Here is a 13,383-nt window from a genome sequence, read left to right as displayed (position 1 = left end):
GAATGGAATGGCGCCCTGATGGCGACCCTGCGCCTCGGCCTGATCCGGCGCTATCTGCGGCCCTACCGGCGCACGGTGCTGCTGGGCGTGGTCGCCCTGGTGGCGGTGAACCTGCTGAGCGTCTCGATCCCGCTGCTGGTGCGCGGCGTGGTGGATGAGCTCAAGCCGGGCTTCGAGCTGGCCCAGGTGCTGCGCCAGGCCGGCCTGATCGTGGTCCTGGCCACCCTGATGGGCGGCATCCGGCTCTGGTCGCGGATGCTGGTGTTCGGCGTGGGCCGGCAGGTGGAGGCCTCGCTCAAGCAGCAGATCTTCGACCACATGCTCCGCCAGGAGCCCGGCTGGGTGCAGACCACCGGCAGCGGCGAGGTGATCAGCCGTGCCACCAGCGACGTGGAGAACGTGCGGCGGCTGCTGGGCTTCGCCGTGCTCAGCCTGACCAACACGGCCCTCGCCTACGCCCTCACCCTGCCGGCGATGCTGGCGATCGACCCGCTGCTCAGCCTGGCGGCGGTGGGGCTCTACCCGCTGATGCTGATGACGGTGCGCCTGTTCGGCGGCCGCATGATGAAGCAGCAGCGCCGGCAGCAGGAGTCGCTGGCCGAGCTGAGCGACCTGATCCAGGAGGACCTCTCCGGCATCAGCGCCATCAAGATCTACGGCCAGGAGGCCACCGAGCGCCAGGCCTTTGCCCAGCGCAACCGCCGCTACCGCGACGAGGCCCTGGAGCTGGCCCGCACCCGCAGCACGCTGTTCCCGATGCTGGAGGGCATCGCCTCCATCAGCCTGCTGCTGCTGCTGGCCCTCGGCAGCGGCCAGCTGGAGAGCGGCCGGCTCACGATCGGCGACCTGGTGGCCCTGATCCTGTTCGTGGAGCGGCTGGTGTTCCCCACCGCCCTGCTCGGCTTCACCCTCAACACCTTCCAGACCGGCCAGGTGAGCCTGGAGCGGGTGGAGGAGCTGCTGGGCCGCCGGCCGCGCATCACCTCCCCCGCGGTGCCCGTGGCCCCGGCCCGCGGCCCCGGCCAGGCCGGCGCGGCGGCCCTGGAGGCCCGCAACCTGAGCGTCCGCTACGACGGCGCCGACCGCGAGTCCCTCAGCGACGTGAGCTTCCGGCTGGAGCCGGGCGAACTGGTGGCGGTGGTGGGGCCGGTGGGCTGCGGCAAGACCACCCTGGCCCGCGCCATCGGCCGCATGGTGGAGGTGCCCGGCGGCGAACTCTTCCTCGACGGGGTCGACATCACCGCCCTGGACCTCGACGACCTGCGCCGCCAGGTGGCGCTGGTGCCCCAGGAGGGCTACCTGTTCACCGCCAGCCTGGCCGACAACCTGCGCTACGGCGAACCCGGGGCCGATCAGCAGCGGGTGGAACAGGCGGCGATCCAGGCCCGGCTCGAGGCCGACATCAAGGGCTTCCCCGACGGCTACGGCACCCTGGTGGGGGAGCGGGGCATCACCCTGAGCGGCGGCCAGCGCCAGCGCACCGCCCTGGGCCGGGCCCTGCTGGTGGAGGCACCGCTGCTGGTGCTCGACGACGCCCTGGCCAGCGTGGACAACAACACCGCAGCGGCGATCCTGCGCTCGGTGCGCGACCAGAGCAACCGCACGATCCTGATGATCAGCCACCAGCTCTCGGCCGCCGCCGCCTGCGACCGGATCCTGGTGCTCGACGACGGCCGCCTGGTGCAGCAGGGCCACCACGACCTGCTGGTGCGCGAGCCCGGCACCTACCGGCGCCTGTGGGAGCGCGAGCAGGCGGCCGAGCAGCTGGAAGCAATCCCGTAACTCTTGTTGAGGCCGGCAGACAAGCGGCGGCGGCGCGGCTTAGCTGAGGCCATCGCACGCGCCGCCGCCATGGCCACCGGGAGTCCCGACGGGCAGCCCTACAACCTCCGCTGCACCCTCACCTTCGGGGATATCTACGGCCAGATCCTGATCTGGATGCTGGTGATCTTCGTGAGCCTGGCCGCCGGCCTGGCGCTGATGGGGGCCAGCAAGCCGATCTTCGCCCTGGTGGGCGTGGGCCTGATCCTGGTGCTCTCGCTGCCCTTCCTGCTGTTCGCCTTCACCACCACCCTGCTCAACCACATCGCCCTGGAGCCCGCCGACGGCGGCCGGACTGCCTAGGCTCGCGGTCCCAGCGGGCCCGGCTCAGCGGCGGGGCCCCGACAGCCAGCGGCAACGGTGTTCGGACTCTTCAGCAGCATGGGTGGCAGCAAGACTTCCCTGGTGGCCCCCGACGCCGCCCTGAAGGGGCGCCCCGGTCCCATCCCCACGGCCGATCGCCATGTGGTGCTGGGCACGGCGCTCAAGGCACCCCTCAGCACCAGCCAGGCCGAGGCCCTGTTCGGCTGCGGCTGCTTCTGGGGCGCCGAGAAGGGCTTCTGGCGACTGCCCGGCGTGGTGAGCACCGCCGTGGGCTACGCCGGCGGCTTCACCCCCAACCCCACCTATGAGGAGGTGTGTTCGGGCCGCACCGGCCACACCGAGGTGGTGCGCGTGGTGTGGGATGTGAACGCCATCGACTTCAGCGACCTGCTCAAGCTGTTCTGGGAGTGCCACGACCCCACCGCCGGCATGGCCCAGGGCAACGACACGGGCACCCAGTACCGCTCGGCCGTCTACGTGGACAGCCCCGCTCAGCTGGCCCTCGCCGAGGCCAGCCGCGACCGCTACCAGCAGCTGCTGGACGGCGCCGGCCGGGGACGCATCACCACCGAGATCACCAGCGGCCAGCCCTTCTTCTTCGCCGAGGCCCACCACCAGCAGTACCTGGCCCGCCCCGGCAGCCGCCCCTACTGCTCGGCCCAGCCCAGTGGCCTGCACCTGGATGACTTCCCCGGTGCCGCCTTCAAGCTCCCCGCCCAGGTGTGGGATCACTACGACTGGTCGATCAGCCACTGCGTGCTGCGCGGTGACAACGCCCCGATCCAGTTGGCCCCGATCCAGCCATGACCCGTCGCGCCCGAACCGGCCTCGGGGGCTGCGGGCGGCCGGCGGCCCGAGCACGCCGACGCGGCGCCGCCCTGGCCGCCGCGCTCGCCACGGCTGGTGCCGGGCTGAATCCAGCCCTGGCACCCGCGGCCCGTGCCATGAGCTCCCCCTGGTGGGAGGACTACGCCATCAAGGAGCGCTTCCTCTGCGGCGGCCAGGGGGCGGTGGTGGTGGAGCGCAACGACGCCCAGGCCTCGCTGATCAGCGGCGGCTTTCGCACCACCCTGTTCCGGGAGGCCTCCGATGAGCCCGGCCTGCGCTACCGCGGCGACGACCTGCGCCTGATCCTGCAGGGTGATGAGCTCACCGTGGAGCGGCTGCCCCAGCGGATCCAGTGCCTGCGCACCGAGCAGGTCTGAGGTCAGGCCCAGACCGCTGCGCCGCCGCCCTCGCCCCCGCACGGCACCCCCTCCGAGCCCGCCCTGCCCCGAAGCCCCTGTCATGACTCCCCTTCCCGACCGCACCGTGATCGTGGGCCTGGTGGCGACCCTGGGGCTGGTGTTCGCCCTGGTGTTCTGGTTCGTGCGCCTGCAGCCCGCCCAGGAGGCGCCGATGCTGTGGCGTCAACAGCCGCCCGCAGCCCAGCGGGGGCTGATCTGAGGCCAGCTCGAACCGGGGGCGGGCCGGATCTGGGGGACAATGCCGACCGTGCGGCCTGCTCCGCCGGGTCCCCTGACTGCTGCCGTGGATCGCACTGCGTTGCCAAGCACTGAGTTGCCGAGCGCTGAGATGCCGAGCGGGGAGCTGCCGGGCAGCGAGTCGCCGGAGCCGGCGATGGAGCCCCCAGCGGCCCTGGCGGAGCCGCGGCGGCTCCATCCCCTGCCGCGGGGCCTGGTGGAGCTCTATGGCCTGCTGGCCGTGCTGTTCGTGCTGGTGCCGGAGTGGATGGCCGGCGGGGCCCTGGCGGGCCTGCGCGAGGGGCGTGTCGGCAGTGAGCTGCCGGTGGCCTCGGGAGCCTGGCGGCGGATCCCGGAACTGCGCCTGGCCTCGATGACCCTGGCGGAGCTGCGCCAGCTGGCGGGCGCGTGGCAGCTGCGCGGCTACGGGCGCCTGGATCGCGAGCAGCTCACCGCCCGGCTCCTGCGCCGGATCCAGGCCAGGGGCCGAAAGCCGCTGTGATAACTTCTTTCTCGCCGGGGCGTAGCGCAGCTTGGTAGCGCACCACTTTGGGGTAGTGGGGGTCGCAGGTTCAAATCCTGTCGCTCCGATTGCAATCACCGGCCCATCGATCAGCTCATCCATGAGATGACAACTTCTCAACCGCCTTCCCCAGGCGGTTTTTTTGTGGGCGTTATTTCTGGGCGGTTTTGTTGCGCCGTTGGTTGTGCGCAGGTCTTGCGGACAGGCTGTTCTTCTGCGGCGCTGACCGAATGATCTGACTGGGTCGCCTGAAGTGTCGGCGAACGTGCTGGCCTGACGGGATCGTCTGGGCCGCGGATGGCAGCCGGATTCAGGTGAGGCGGGTGCTCACGCCGTAGCAGGCGAGCCAGCGGTTGACCCGGGGCCGCAGCTCGGGCGGCACCTCCTCCAGCAGCTGGCCCAGCTCCATGGCGCCGAGGCGCCGCAGGTCCCGCACGTCCACATGCCAGAGGGCTTCGGCCTCACGGATCAGGCGCGCCCAGGTGCGGGTGTCCTGCCAGCGCCGCACCTGCTCCCGCAGGCGCGTGCCCCGGTGAAACCAGTGGGAGGGGGACCGCCTCACCATCGCCACGGCGTGATGCGTCCAGCTTGGCCCTCATGGGAGCGGAGCGGGCCAAAGCGGCCGATCAGCTTCGGATTGCCGAAGAGAATCGAAGCTGAGCGGCCAGCTGACGCCGCCGGAAGGCAGCCGGCGAGTGGGCGGCCTCAGGCGGAGCGGCGCCGTCCGGCCCCCTGGGGCTCCACGGGCACCACCGGGAAGGGCAGCAGGGCCGCCTCCCGCTCCGAGAGCCGGCGGCTCCAGGCGCCGCTGACGGGCTCGTTCCAGCGGAAGCCCGCCTCGCGGGCCCTGTGGCGCTCCTCGTAGGAGAGGCGGGCCCGGTAGAGCTGGCGGGGCTCCAGGCCCGCCTGCAGCAGCCCCTCCAGCTCGGCGCAGCGCTCGAACACCTGGGCCAGGTAGATGCAGTCGGTGAGGGCGCGGTGGGCGGCCCAGACCGGCACGCCATAGGCCAGGGCCAGATCCCGCACCGAGGGGGTGGCCCGCAGGTTGCGCTCGGCCGGCCAGCGCAGGTCCTCCATGCTGCAGAGCCAGGGCTTGTGGATCTCGGGCAGCTCGCCCCGGCCGAACCACTGGCGATCGAAGGCCGCGTTGTGGGCGAGCACCACGTCGGCGGCCTCCAGCATCGCCTCGAAGCAGGCCAGGCCCGAGCGCCAGGGCTGGGGCAGCCGGCTCACGGCGGCCGGGATGCCGTTCACCGCCTCGGCGGGGTTGCTCTGGCAGGGGATCAGGAACGACACCTGGTTCAGCACGGCCCGGTGAGGCACGTCGAACAGCACGGCGCCGAGCTCGATGCAGCTGTGCTGCTCGGGATCCAGGCCGGTGGTCTCGGTGTCGAGGATCAGCAGGCGCTGGGGGCAGCGGGGCTGGCCGCCGCCGGCCACGAACGAGGGGAGCTGCACGGGCTCCGCCGCAGGCGGCGCCGGCGCCGCGGCTGGGGGTGCGGCTGATGATGCGGTCTGGGACTCGGGCGCTGGGGCGGGTGGCGCCGAGGCAAGGTCCTGTGGCTCAGGACCTGGCCCCGGAGCCGGTGACGCCGCCGCCGCTGGCGCGGTCTGGACCCGCTTGGCTTCGCCCGTGTCCGAGTGATCCTCTGGGGCCGGGGTCTCGGTTTGGCCAGCGGCGGCCTCGCCGGAGGCCTGGTGGTCGGGCAGCCCAGCGGCAGGCTCAGCGGGCTCCTGAGGGAGGGCCGGCTCCGCAGGGGTGGCCGGCTCCGAGGGAGTGGCTCGCTCCGAGGACGTGGTCCGCTCCGGGGGGAGAACCTGCTCCACCCGGGTGGTCGGCTCCACCGGTGCGGCCCGTTCCAGGGTCGCCACCAGGGACAGCAGGTCGGTCTGCTCCCACACCGCCGGGCCCTGCTCGGAAAGGCCTGGATCGGCCGGGGCGGGGCTCGCCTGCCGCTCCGGCTGCTGGTCCCCCGCGCTCGCCATGGCCCTGTCCTGAATCGCGCCATGATCCCAGGCCAGGCAAGCCGCTGCCTAGGCTGGCCCCACTCCAGAAGCTCCCCGTGGCGAAGGCCCTTGGCGTCGGCGATCGCGCTCCCCTGATCGCCCTGGGCGACCAGGACGGCATCGAGCGGCGCAGCGATCAGCTGGGGGGCCGCCCGCTGGTGCTGTTCTTCTACCCGAAGGACGACACCCCCGGCTGCACCATCGAGGCCTGCACCTTCCGCGACAACCACGCCGCCCTCACGGCCCTCGGTGCCGAGGTGTGGGGCATCAGCGGCGACGATGCCGCCAGCCACCGGCGCTTCGCCGAGCGCCACGGCCTGACCTTCCCCCTGCTGGCCGACGGGGGCAACCGCCTGCGCCAGGCCTTCGGGGTTCCCAACAGCCTGCTGGTGCTGCCCGGCCGGGTCACCTACGTGATCGACGGCGCGGGGGTGATCCGCCACGTCTTCAACGACCTGCTCAACGCGCCGGCCCACGTGGCCGAGGCCCGTCGGGCCCTGGAGGCCCTGCAGAGCGCATGACCGCCAGCCCCCAGGCGGGCAGCTGGCGCCAGCAGGGCAGCCTCTGGGTGCTGACGCCGCCCCGGCCCAGCGCCCTGGTGGAGTTCATCGGCGGCAGCTACCTGGCCGCAACGCCCCAGCTCAGCTACCGGCGCCTGCTGGAGGCCCTGGCCCGCCAGGGGCTGATGGTGCGGGCCTGGAGCTATGTGCCGGGCTTCGACCACCAGGCCCAGGCCAATGAGGCCTGGCGGGCCTTCCGCCAGGCCCGCGAGCGCCAGCCCCTGGAGCTACCCGGCGGCATCCTGCGGCTGGGCCACAGCCTGGGCTGCAAGCTGCACCTGCTGGCCCCGGACAACGGCCGGGGCTGCAGCGGCCTGGTGGCCCTGAGCTTCAACAACTTCTCCGCCGAGCGCTCCGTGCCGCTGCTGGCGGAGCTGGGGCCCCGGCTGGGGATCAGCAGCGAGTTCAGCCCCTCCCCGGAGGAGACCCTGCGGCTGGTGGGGGCCCACTACCGCCAGCCCCACAACCTGCTGGTGCGCTTCAAGGCCGACGGCCTCGACCAGAGCCAGCGGCTGCTGGCGGTGCTGCAGGCCCGCAGCGGCGACCGCTCCCTGCTGGTGGAGCGGCCGGGAGATCACCTCACCCCGGCCAGCGCCGGCCTGCGCCAGAACCTGCTGGGCAGCTGGGCCGACGATCCCCAGCGCCAGCGGGAGATCGACGCCCTGGCCGAGGGCATCCAGCGCTGGCACGCCGGCGGGACCTGAGCCCCGCCGGCGGGGGATGTGCCTGTTGGATTCGGCCTCGCCGCGGGGCCCGTGCTGGGCGCCGTCAGACCCGCAGGGCGTCCAGCACCGAGCGGTCCTCCAGGGTGGAGGTGTCGCCGCTCACCTCCTGGCCGGAGGCCAGGGAGCGCAGGATGCGGCGCATGATCTTGCCGCTGCGGGTCTTGGGCAGGGAATCGGTGAAGCGGATCTGATCGGGCTTGGCGATCGGTCCGATCTCCTTGCCCACGTGGGTGCGAAGCTCCGCCACCAGGGCGTCATCGCCCGTGCGGCCGACCTCCAACGTCACGAAGGCCACCACCCCCTCGCCCTTGAGCTCATCGGGGCGGCCCACCACAGCGGCTTCGGCCACGGCCGGATGGCTCACCAGGGCGCTCTCGATCTCCATCGTGCCCAGGCGGTGGCCGCTCACGTTGATCACGTCATCCACCCGGCCCATCACCCAGAAGTAGCCGTCGCCGTCGCGGCGGGCGCCATCGCCGGCGAAGTAGAGGTAGCTGCCGTCGGCGGGGCGGATCTCCTCCCAGTAGCTGCGGCGGAAGCGGTCAGGGTCGCCGTGGACGGTGCGCATCATCCCGGGCCAGGGGCGCCGGATCGCCAGGTAGCCCCCCTGGTCCGCCGCCTGGGAGGCGCCGTTGTGATCCACGATGTCGGCGACGATGCCCGGCAGGGGCAGGGTGCAGGAGCCCGGCTTGGTGGGGGTGGCGCCGGGCAGGGGGCTGATCATCACGCCGCCGGTCTCGGTCTGCCACCAGGTGTCCACCACCGGGCAGCGGCCATGGCCGATCACCTGCTGGTACCAGATCCAGGCTTCCGGGTTGATCGGCTCGCCCACGGTGCCGAGGATCCGCAGGCTGCCCATGTCGTACTGGTCGGGCACCTCGCGGCCGCTCTTCATGAAGGCGCGGATCGCCGTGGGGGCGGTGTAGAAGATCGTGACGGCGTGCTTCTGGATCACCTCCCAGAAGGCCCCGGGCTTGGAGGGGCGCGGCGCCCCCTCGTACATCACCGTGGTGGCGCCGTTGGAGAGCGGGCCATACACGATGTAGCTGTGGCCGGTGATCCAGCCCACGTCGGCGGTGCACCAGTGGATGTCGTCCTCGCGGATGTCGAAGATCCACTGGAAGGTGAGATGGGCCCAGAGGTTGTAGCCGGCGGTGGTGTGCACGACCCCCTTGGGCTTGCCGGTGGAGCCGGAGGTGTAGAGCACGAACAGCCGGTCTTCGCTCTCCATGGGCTCGGCGGGGCAGTCGGCGCTCTGGCCCTCCACCAGCTCATGCCACCAGTGATCGCGACCGGCCTCGAAGCCCACCTCCTGGCCGGTGCGGCGCACCACCAGCACGTGCTCCACGCTGGGGGCGGCGCCATCGGCGAGGGCCTCATCCACCGCGGGCTTGAGCGAGACGGCCTTGTCCTTGCGGAAGCCGCCATCGGCGGTGATCACCGCCTTGGCCTGGCCGTCGATCAGGCGATCGCGCAGGGCGTCGGCGGAGAAGCCACCGAACACCACCGAATGCACGGCGCCGATGCGGGCACAGGCCAGCATGGCGATGGCGGCCTCGGGCACCATCGGCATGTAGAGGGCCACCAGGTCGCCCTTGCTGAGGCCCAGGGCCTTGAGGGCGTTGGCGGCCTTGGCCACCTCGGCGTGCAGCTCGCGGTAGGTGAAGCGGCGCACATCGCCGGGCTCACCCTCCCAGATCAGCGCGGTCTTGTCGGCACGCGGGCCGTCCAGGTGGCGATCCAGGCAGTTGTAGGAGAGGTTGGTGCGGCCGCCCTCAAACCACCGGGCAAAGGGCGGGTTGCTCCAGTCGAGCACCGTGTGGAACGGCTCGAACCAGTGCAGGTGCTGGCGGGCCTGCTCACCCCAGAAGCCGTCGGGGTCGGCGTCGGCCTGGGCCACCAGGGCGCGGTAGGCCTCCAGGGAGCCGATGCGAGCCGAGGCCGCCAGCGCCGCCGGGGGCTGGAACACCCGCTGCTCCTGCAGCACCGATTCGATGGTGGCATCACTCATGGCGACGGGGGCGCGGGGGTCGGCGAGCTGCCATTCAAGCGAGAAACGGGCCCCGGACACTGCGCTGTAACGGGCCGGGGTCGCCGCGCCGCGGCGAGGGGCCGCCGACCGGGGCGACCCAGGTCAACAGCATCGCGATAGTGACGTGGGCAGAGTCGGCCGCTGCCGTGCCGTGGCCGGCGCCGACCCGCGAGCTGCCGGGCCTACCCCCGCTGACCCTGGCGTTGCCGTGCCGTACCCCCGCTGGCCCAGGATGGTCCGATGGCCCGACCCGCCGCCTGCCTGTTCGATCTCGATGGCCTGCTGCTCGACACCGAGCCGCTGCACGCCCGGGCCTGGCGCGAAGCCGCCGCCCACTTCGGCCGCCAGCTCAACGCGGCCGAGCTGATGCAGCTGCGGGGTCGCCGCCGCCTCGACTGCGCCGAGCAGGTGCGCGGCTGGATCGCCGGGGCCGTGGACCCTGAATCCGGCGCAGCCCATAGCGATCCGCCGAGTGTGGAGGCCCTGCTGGCGGTGCGCCAGCCGATCGCCGAGGCCCTGCTGGTGCACGCCCAGCCGATGGCGGGCGCGCCCGAGCTGGTGCGGCGCTGCGCCGAGCTGGCGATCCCGATGGCCCTGGCCACCAGCAGTTCCCGGGCCGCCGTGGCCCTCAAGGCCGCGCCCCACCCCTGGCTGGAGCTGATCACGGTCCGCGTCCATGGCGACGATCCGGAGCTGCGGGAGGGCAAGCCGGCGCCGGATGTGTTCCTGCTGGCGGCGGCGCGGCTGGGCCAGGAGCCAAGCAGCTGCTGGGCCTTCGAGGACTCGCCCGCTGGCGCCAGGGCGGCCGAGGCGGCCGGCTGCCGGGTGCATGTGCTGCTCCCCGAGGGCGGCGATCCGGCGGCCTATCCCGGGGGGGTGCGCTGGCTGGACTCGCTGCGGGAACTGCTGCTGTGAACCGCGACTCTGGTGTTGTGAACCGCGACCTCAGTACAGCCGGCTGAGAACGAACTCCGGCAGGGCCAGCAGGGCACTGCGGCTCTCGGAGGCGGGCAGCCAGGTGAGGGCCTCGCGGGCCTCGTTGGCGAAGCCCTCGGCCAGCACCCGCGAGCGGGGGATGGCATCACTGCCCCGCACCAGCTCCAGGGCCTGCTCCAGATCGCCCTCCTGGCTGAACTCGCGCTCGATCAGGCCCGCCAGGGCGGGGCGTTCCTGCAGGGCGTAGAGGGCGGGGGCGGTGAGGTAGCCGCTGGCCAGATCACTGGCGGCGGGCTTGCCCAGCTGCTGGTCGCTGCCGGTGAAGTCGAGGATGTCGTCCACCACCTGGAAAGCCAGGCCCAGCTGGCGGCCGAAGCGGTAGAGCGCATCGAGCTGGGGTTCGCCCAGGCCGCTGAGCACGCCGGCGGCGCGGGCGCTGTTGGCGATCAGCGAGGCCGTCTTGCAGTAGCTCTTCTCGAGGTAGGTCTCGAAGCTCTGGCCGGTGTCGTAGCGGAACAGGCCCTGGCGCACCTCGCCATCGGCCAGGTCCATGATCACGCGGCTGAGCAGCTTCACCACCTCGAGGTCGTCGAGGTTGGCCAGGTGCCAGCTGGCCTGGGCGAACAGGAAATCGCCCGCCAGCACCGCCACCCGGTGGTTGAAGCGGCTGTGCACCGTGTCCACGCCACGGCGGGTGGAGGCCTCATCCACCACGTCGTCGTGGACGAGGGAGGCGGTGTGGATCATCTCGGTGATCTCCGCCAGGCGCCGGTGGCGGGCGCTGAGCTCACCATCGGGCGAGAGGGCCCGGGAGATCAGCAGCACGATGCCGGGGCGCAGGCGCTTGCCACCGGCGCTGAACAGGTGCTCGGCGGCGGCCTGCAGGATCGGGTGACCTGCGCCGATCAGGCTGCGCAGATCGCTGAGCAGGGCCTCCAGGTCGGCCTCGACGGGCTGAAGCAGCTCTGCGACCGTTGCCATGACCCCCTGCGGTGGGCCGATCCTAGAAGGCACCCGCGGCTGGCCGGGAGTGCTGGGCCGCCCGGACCAGGACCTCGCGCTCCGAATCGCCCCACAGCAGCCCCTCACTGCTGGTGTGGAGCCCCAGCAGGCGGCCGGCGGCGCGATCGAAGCAGGCGGGCTCGGCACTGGTGAAGAAGCGGTGGCGCGGCGGCGGGCCATCGGCCGGGGCCTCCAGGGCGCCGTGCCGCAGCACCTGGCCCAGGTGGCGCGCCACGGCCGGGGCCGGATCCACCACCGCCAGGGACGGTCCCACCAGGCGGCGGATCGCCTCGATCACAAAGGGGTAATGGGTGCAGCCCAGCACGATCGTGTCGGCACCGGCGGCGAGCATTGGCCCCACGAAGCCCTGCAGCAGCGCCTCGCAGTCCGGCCCCTCCAGCTCACCCCGCTCCACCAGGTCCGCCAGGCCGATGCACACCTGCTCCACCACCTGCACATCGGCGGCGTGGCGACCCACGGTGGCCCGGTAGAGGCGGCCCTGGAAGGTGGCCGGCGTGGCCATCACCCCCACCACCCCGGAGCGGGTGAGCGACACCGCCGGCTTCACCGCCGGCTCCAGGCCCAGGATCGGCACGCCGGGGAAGCGCTCGCGCAGGCCGTGCAGGGCCACGGCCGAGGCGGTGTTGCAGGCCACCACGATCGCCTTGCAGCCCTCGGCCACCAGGAAGTCGGCGATGGCCTCACAGAAGCGGCGGATCTCGGCGCTGGTGCGGTTGCCGTAGGGCACATGGGCCCGGTCCGCCACATAGACCGTGGATTCGCCGGGCAGCTGGGCCACCAGCTCCCGCCACACGCTCAGCCCGCCCACCCCGGAATCGAAGATGCCGATCGGGGCCCCGGGCCGCCGTTCCGCCAGCTCGAGGGGCCCAGGGCGGCTCATCGGCCGCCGAGGTGGTTGAGCAGCCCGGTGGCGATCGCCACGGCCATGCGGCGGCGGAAACCGGCATCGGCCAGGCGGGGGGCGTCGATCTCACCGGTCACGAAGCCCATCTCCACCAGGGCTGAAGGCATCACGGTGCGGCGGATCACGAAGAAGCGGCCCGGCCGCACGCCGCGATCGGGGGTGCCCGGCGAGATGGACAGCATCTGCTCCTGCACGGCCTGGGCCAGGGCGCGGGAGAGGGAACTCTGGAAAAAGAAGGTCTCGATGCCGTTCACATCCGGGCGGGCCATGCTCAGGGCATTGGCGTGGATGCTCAGGAACACATCGGCGCCGCTGTTGTTGGCCAGGGCCACCCGCGGCGGCAGGTCCACATCCACCTCGGAGGTGCGGGTCAGCAGCACCTGCACGCCACGGGCCTGGAGCAGCTGGGCCACCTGCAGGCTCACATCCAGCACCACATCGGTCTCGCGCAGGCCGCCGATGCCCACGGCGCCGGGATCGGGACCGCCATGGCCCGGATCGATCACCACCTTGAAGCGGCCCCGGGGCACCTGGGGCAGGCTGCCGGCGTTGACCGAGCCGCGGGGCACGAAGGCGGTGGCCGGCGGGCCCTGGCGCCAGGTGGGCGCGCTCGGGGCCTCCACATCCCCTTCCCCCAGGGGCACCAGGCCGGCCCCCAGGGCCTTGAGATCCATGCGCCAGCGGTCCCGGGCGGTGCCCACCAGGCGCAGGTCCGCCGGGTTGATCGGCGTGCCGGGCTGGAACTCCAGCACCAGCCGGGTCTCGTTGGGGGTGGGCTTGCCGATGCGCACCTGGCGCACCAGGCCGGCCCCCTGGATGGTGCGGGTGCGGAGCGGCGCGCCGGGCAGATCCACCCAGATGCGCGGACCGGAGCGACCGCGGCCCGCCTCGTAGAAAGCCTGGATCTGAATGTCGGGGGAGGTGCGCAGCTCCAGCTGGCCCTCGCGGCTGATGCGCCAGGCGCCCAGGGCACTGCCCGCCCAGGCCGGCAGGGCCGAGAGCAGCGTGGCCAGGCCCGCCACCAGGGGGAGACCCGCCGCCAGCAGGGATCGGCCGCGCACGCTC

General features: G+C 72.6%; 15 protein-coding genes and 1 tRNA gene. 10 read left to right on the top strand and 6 right to left on the bottom strand.

All coding sequences use genetic code 11. From position 1 onward, the window contains the following. The first annotated feature begins 18 nt into the window (after positions 1-18). The 7 genes from ACLV7J_RS01335 to ACLV7J_RS01305 all read left to right on the top strand — a co-directional run bounded on the left by ACLV7J_RS01335 (position 19) and on the right by ACLV7J_RS01305 (position 4,199). A complete protein-coding gene (locus ACLV7J_RS01335; RefSeq protein ID WP_411867328.1) occupies positions 19-1,782 on the top strand; it encodes an ABC transporter ATP-binding protein in 1,764 nt (587 codons plus the stop codon). A 69-nt stretch (positions 1,783-1,851) separates the two neighbouring features. Then, positions 1,852-2,124, top strand: coding sequence for a hypothetical protein (locus ACLV7J_RS01330; RefSeq protein WP_411867327.1), 273 nt, complete (start codon positions 1,852-1,854; stop codon positions 2,122-2,124). A 78-nt stretch (positions 2,125-2,202) separates the two neighbouring features. After that, complete coding sequence (gene msrA, locus ACLV7J_RS01325) at positions 2,203-2,952, top strand: peptide-methionine (S)-S-oxide reductase MsrA (protein ID WP_411867571.1); 750 nt, start codon at positions 2,203-2,205, stop codon at positions 2,950-2,952. Beyond that, on the top strand, positions 2,949-3,350 hold the full coding sequence (locus ACLV7J_RS01320; protein WP_411867326.1) for a hypothetical protein: 402 nt from the start codon (positions 2,949-2,951) through the stop codon (positions 3,348-3,350). The genes msrA and ACLV7J_RS01320 overlap by 4 nt, the downstream gene beginning before the upstream one ends. Positions 3,351-3,432: 82 nt before the next feature. Then, positions 3,433-3,591, top strand: a complete 159-nt coding sequence (locus ACLV7J_RS01315; RefSeq protein WP_255127581.1) for a hypothetical protein — start codon at positions 3,433-3,435, stop codon at positions 3,589-3,591. Positions 3,592-3,720: 129 nt separating this feature from the next. Next, the gene (locus tag ACLV7J_RS01310) at positions 3,721-4,110 is read left to right on the top strand and encodes a Rho termination factor N-terminal domain-containing protein (protein WP_411867325.1); all 390 of its coding nucleotides are present in this window, start codon (positions 3,721-3,723) and stop codon (positions 4,108-4,110) included. A gap of 15 nt (positions 4,111-4,125) precedes the next feature. Beyond that, positions 4,126-4,199, top strand: a tRNA-Pro gene (locus ACLV7J_RS01305). Between the two features lie 242 nt (positions 4,200-4,441). On the opposite strand, the gene ACLV7J_RS01300 is transcribed toward ACLV7J_RS01305, so the two are convergent. Both ACLV7J_RS01300 and ACLV7J_RS01295 read right to left on the bottom strand, forming a co-directional pair. Continuing rightward, the gene (locus ACLV7J_RS01300; RefSeq protein ID WP_255127585.1) at positions 4,442-4,696 is read right to left on the bottom strand and encodes a hypothetical protein; all 255 of its coding nucleotides are present in this window, start codon (positions 4,694-4,696) and stop codon (positions 4,442-4,444) included. Between the two features lie 140 nt (positions 4,697-4,836). After that, positions 4,837-5,589, bottom strand: coding sequence for a 3'-5' exonuclease (locus ACLV7J_RS01295; RefSeq protein ID WP_411867324.1), 753 nt, complete (start codon positions 5,587-5,589; stop codon positions 4,837-4,839). 605 nt (positions 5,590-6,194) lie between these two features. On the opposite strand from ACLV7J_RS01295, the gene ACLV7J_RS01290 reads away from it, so the two are divergent. Together ACLV7J_RS01290 and ACLV7J_RS01285 are read left to right on the top strand one after the other, a co-directional pair. Next, entirely contained in the window at positions 6,195-6,659 is a 465-nt protein-coding gene (locus ACLV7J_RS01290) for a peroxiredoxin (RefSeq protein ID WP_411867323.1), read from the top strand. Continuing rightward, entirely contained in the window at positions 6,656-7,402 is a 747-nt protein-coding gene (locus ACLV7J_RS01285; RefSeq protein WP_411867322.1) for a DUF1350 family protein, read from the top strand. The genes ACLV7J_RS01290 and ACLV7J_RS01285 overlap by 4 nt, the downstream gene beginning before the upstream one ends. Positions 7,403-7,466: 64 nt before the next feature. Here the strand turns inward: ACLV7J_RS01285 and acs are convergent, their stop codons facing one another. Next, positions 7,467-9,434 (bottom strand): acetate--CoA ligase, encoded by a 1,968-nt coding sequence (gene acs / locus ACLV7J_RS01280; RefSeq protein ID WP_411867321.1) that lies wholly within the window; start codon positions 9,432-9,434, stop codon positions 7,467-7,469. Between the two features lie 261 nt (positions 9,435-9,695). On the opposite strand from acs, the gene ACLV7J_RS01275 reads away from it, so the two are divergent. Further along, positions 9,696-10,370, top strand: a complete 675-nt coding sequence (locus ACLV7J_RS01275; protein WP_411867320.1) for an HAD family hydrolase — start codon at positions 9,696-9,698, stop codon at positions 10,368-10,370. A gap of 30 nt (positions 10,371-10,400) precedes the next feature. On the opposite strand, the gene sds is transcribed toward ACLV7J_RS01275, so the two are convergent. The 3 genes from sds to ACLV7J_RS01260 are packed head-to-tail and all read right to left on the bottom strand — an operon-like array spanning position 10,401 to position 13,379. Then, positions 10,401-11,372, bottom strand: a complete 972-nt coding sequence (sds, locus tag ACLV7J_RS01270; RefSeq protein WP_411867319.1) for a solanesyl diphosphate synthase — start codon at positions 11,370-11,372, stop codon at positions 10,401-10,403. A gap of 22 nt (positions 11,373-11,394) precedes the next feature. Next, on the bottom strand, positions 11,395-12,294 hold the full coding sequence (murI, locus tag ACLV7J_RS01265; protein ID WP_411867318.1) for a glutamate racemase: 900 nt from the start codon (positions 12,292-12,294) through the stop codon (positions 11,395-11,397). Beyond that, positions 12,291-13,379 carry an N-acetylmuramoyl-L-alanine amidase gene (locus ACLV7J_RS01260; RefSeq protein ID WP_411867570.1) on the bottom strand — a complete coding sequence of 363 codons (1,089 nt, stop codon included), beginning with the start codon at positions 13,377-13,379 and terminating at the stop codon, positions 12,291-12,293. The genes murI and ACLV7J_RS01260 overlap by 4 nt, the downstream gene beginning before the upstream one ends. Between the last annotated feature and the right edge of the window lie 4 nt (positions 13,380-13,383).

The organism is Vulcanococcus limneticus LL (assembly GCF_943369875.1).
Lineage (GTDB): Bacteria > Cyanobacteriota > Cyanobacteriia > PCC-6307 > Cyanobiaceae > Vulcanococcus > Vulcanococcus limneticus_A.
This window is presented reverse-complemented; position numbering and strand designations above follow the sequence as displayed.

What these genes read in the sequence shown, in the direction of transcription:
- ACLV7J_RS01335 (WP_411867328.1), top strand. Translation starts at nt 19, where the DNA reads ATGGCGACCCTGCGCCTCGGCCTGATCCGGCGCTATCTGCGGCCCTAC.
- ACLV7J_RS01330 (WP_411867327.1), top strand. Translation starts at nt 1,852, where the DNA reads ATGGCCACCGGGAGTCCCGACGGGCAGCCCTACAACCTCCGCTGCACC.
- msrA (WP_411867571.1), top strand. Translation starts at nt 2,203, where the DNA reads ATGGGTGGCAGCAAGACTTCCCTGGTGGCCCCCGACGCCGCCCTGAAG.
- ACLV7J_RS01320 (WP_411867326.1), top strand. Translation starts at nt 2,949, where the DNA reads ATGACCCGTCGCGCCCGAACCGGCCTCGGGGGCTGCGGGCGGCCGGCG.
- ACLV7J_RS01315 (WP_255127581.1), top strand. Translation starts at nt 3,433, where the DNA reads ATGACTCCCCTTCCCGACCGCACCGTGATCGTGGGCCTGGTGGCGACC.
- ACLV7J_RS01310 (WP_411867325.1), top strand. Translation starts at nt 3,721, where the DNA reads ATGCCGAGCGGGGAGCTGCCGGGCAGCGAGTCGCCGGAGCCGGCGATG.
- ACLV7J_RS01300 (WP_255127585.1), bottom strand. Translation starts at nt 4,696, where the DNA reads ATGGTGAGGCGGTCCCCCTCCCACTGGTTTCACCGGGGCACGCGCCTG.
- ACLV7J_RS01285 (WP_411867322.1), top strand. Translation starts at nt 6,656, where the DNA reads ATGACCGCCAGCCCCCAGGCGGGCAGCTGGCGCCAGCAGGGCAGCCTC.
- acs (WP_411867321.1), bottom strand. Translation starts at nt 9,434, where the DNA reads ATGAGTGATGCCACCATCGAATCGGTGCTGCAGGAGCAGCGGGTGTTC.
- ACLV7J_RS01275 (WP_411867320.1), top strand. Translation starts at nt 9,696, where the DNA reads ATGGCCCGACCCGCCGCCTGCCTGTTCGATCTCGATGGCCTGCTGCTC.
- sds (WP_411867319.1), bottom strand. Translation starts at nt 11,372, where the DNA reads ATGGCAACGGTCGCAGAGCTGCTTCAGCCCGTCGAGGCCGACCTGGAG.
- murI (WP_411867318.1), bottom strand. Translation starts at nt 12,294, where the DNA reads ATGAGCCGCCCTGGGCCCCTCGAGCTGGCGGAACGGCGGCCCGGGGCC.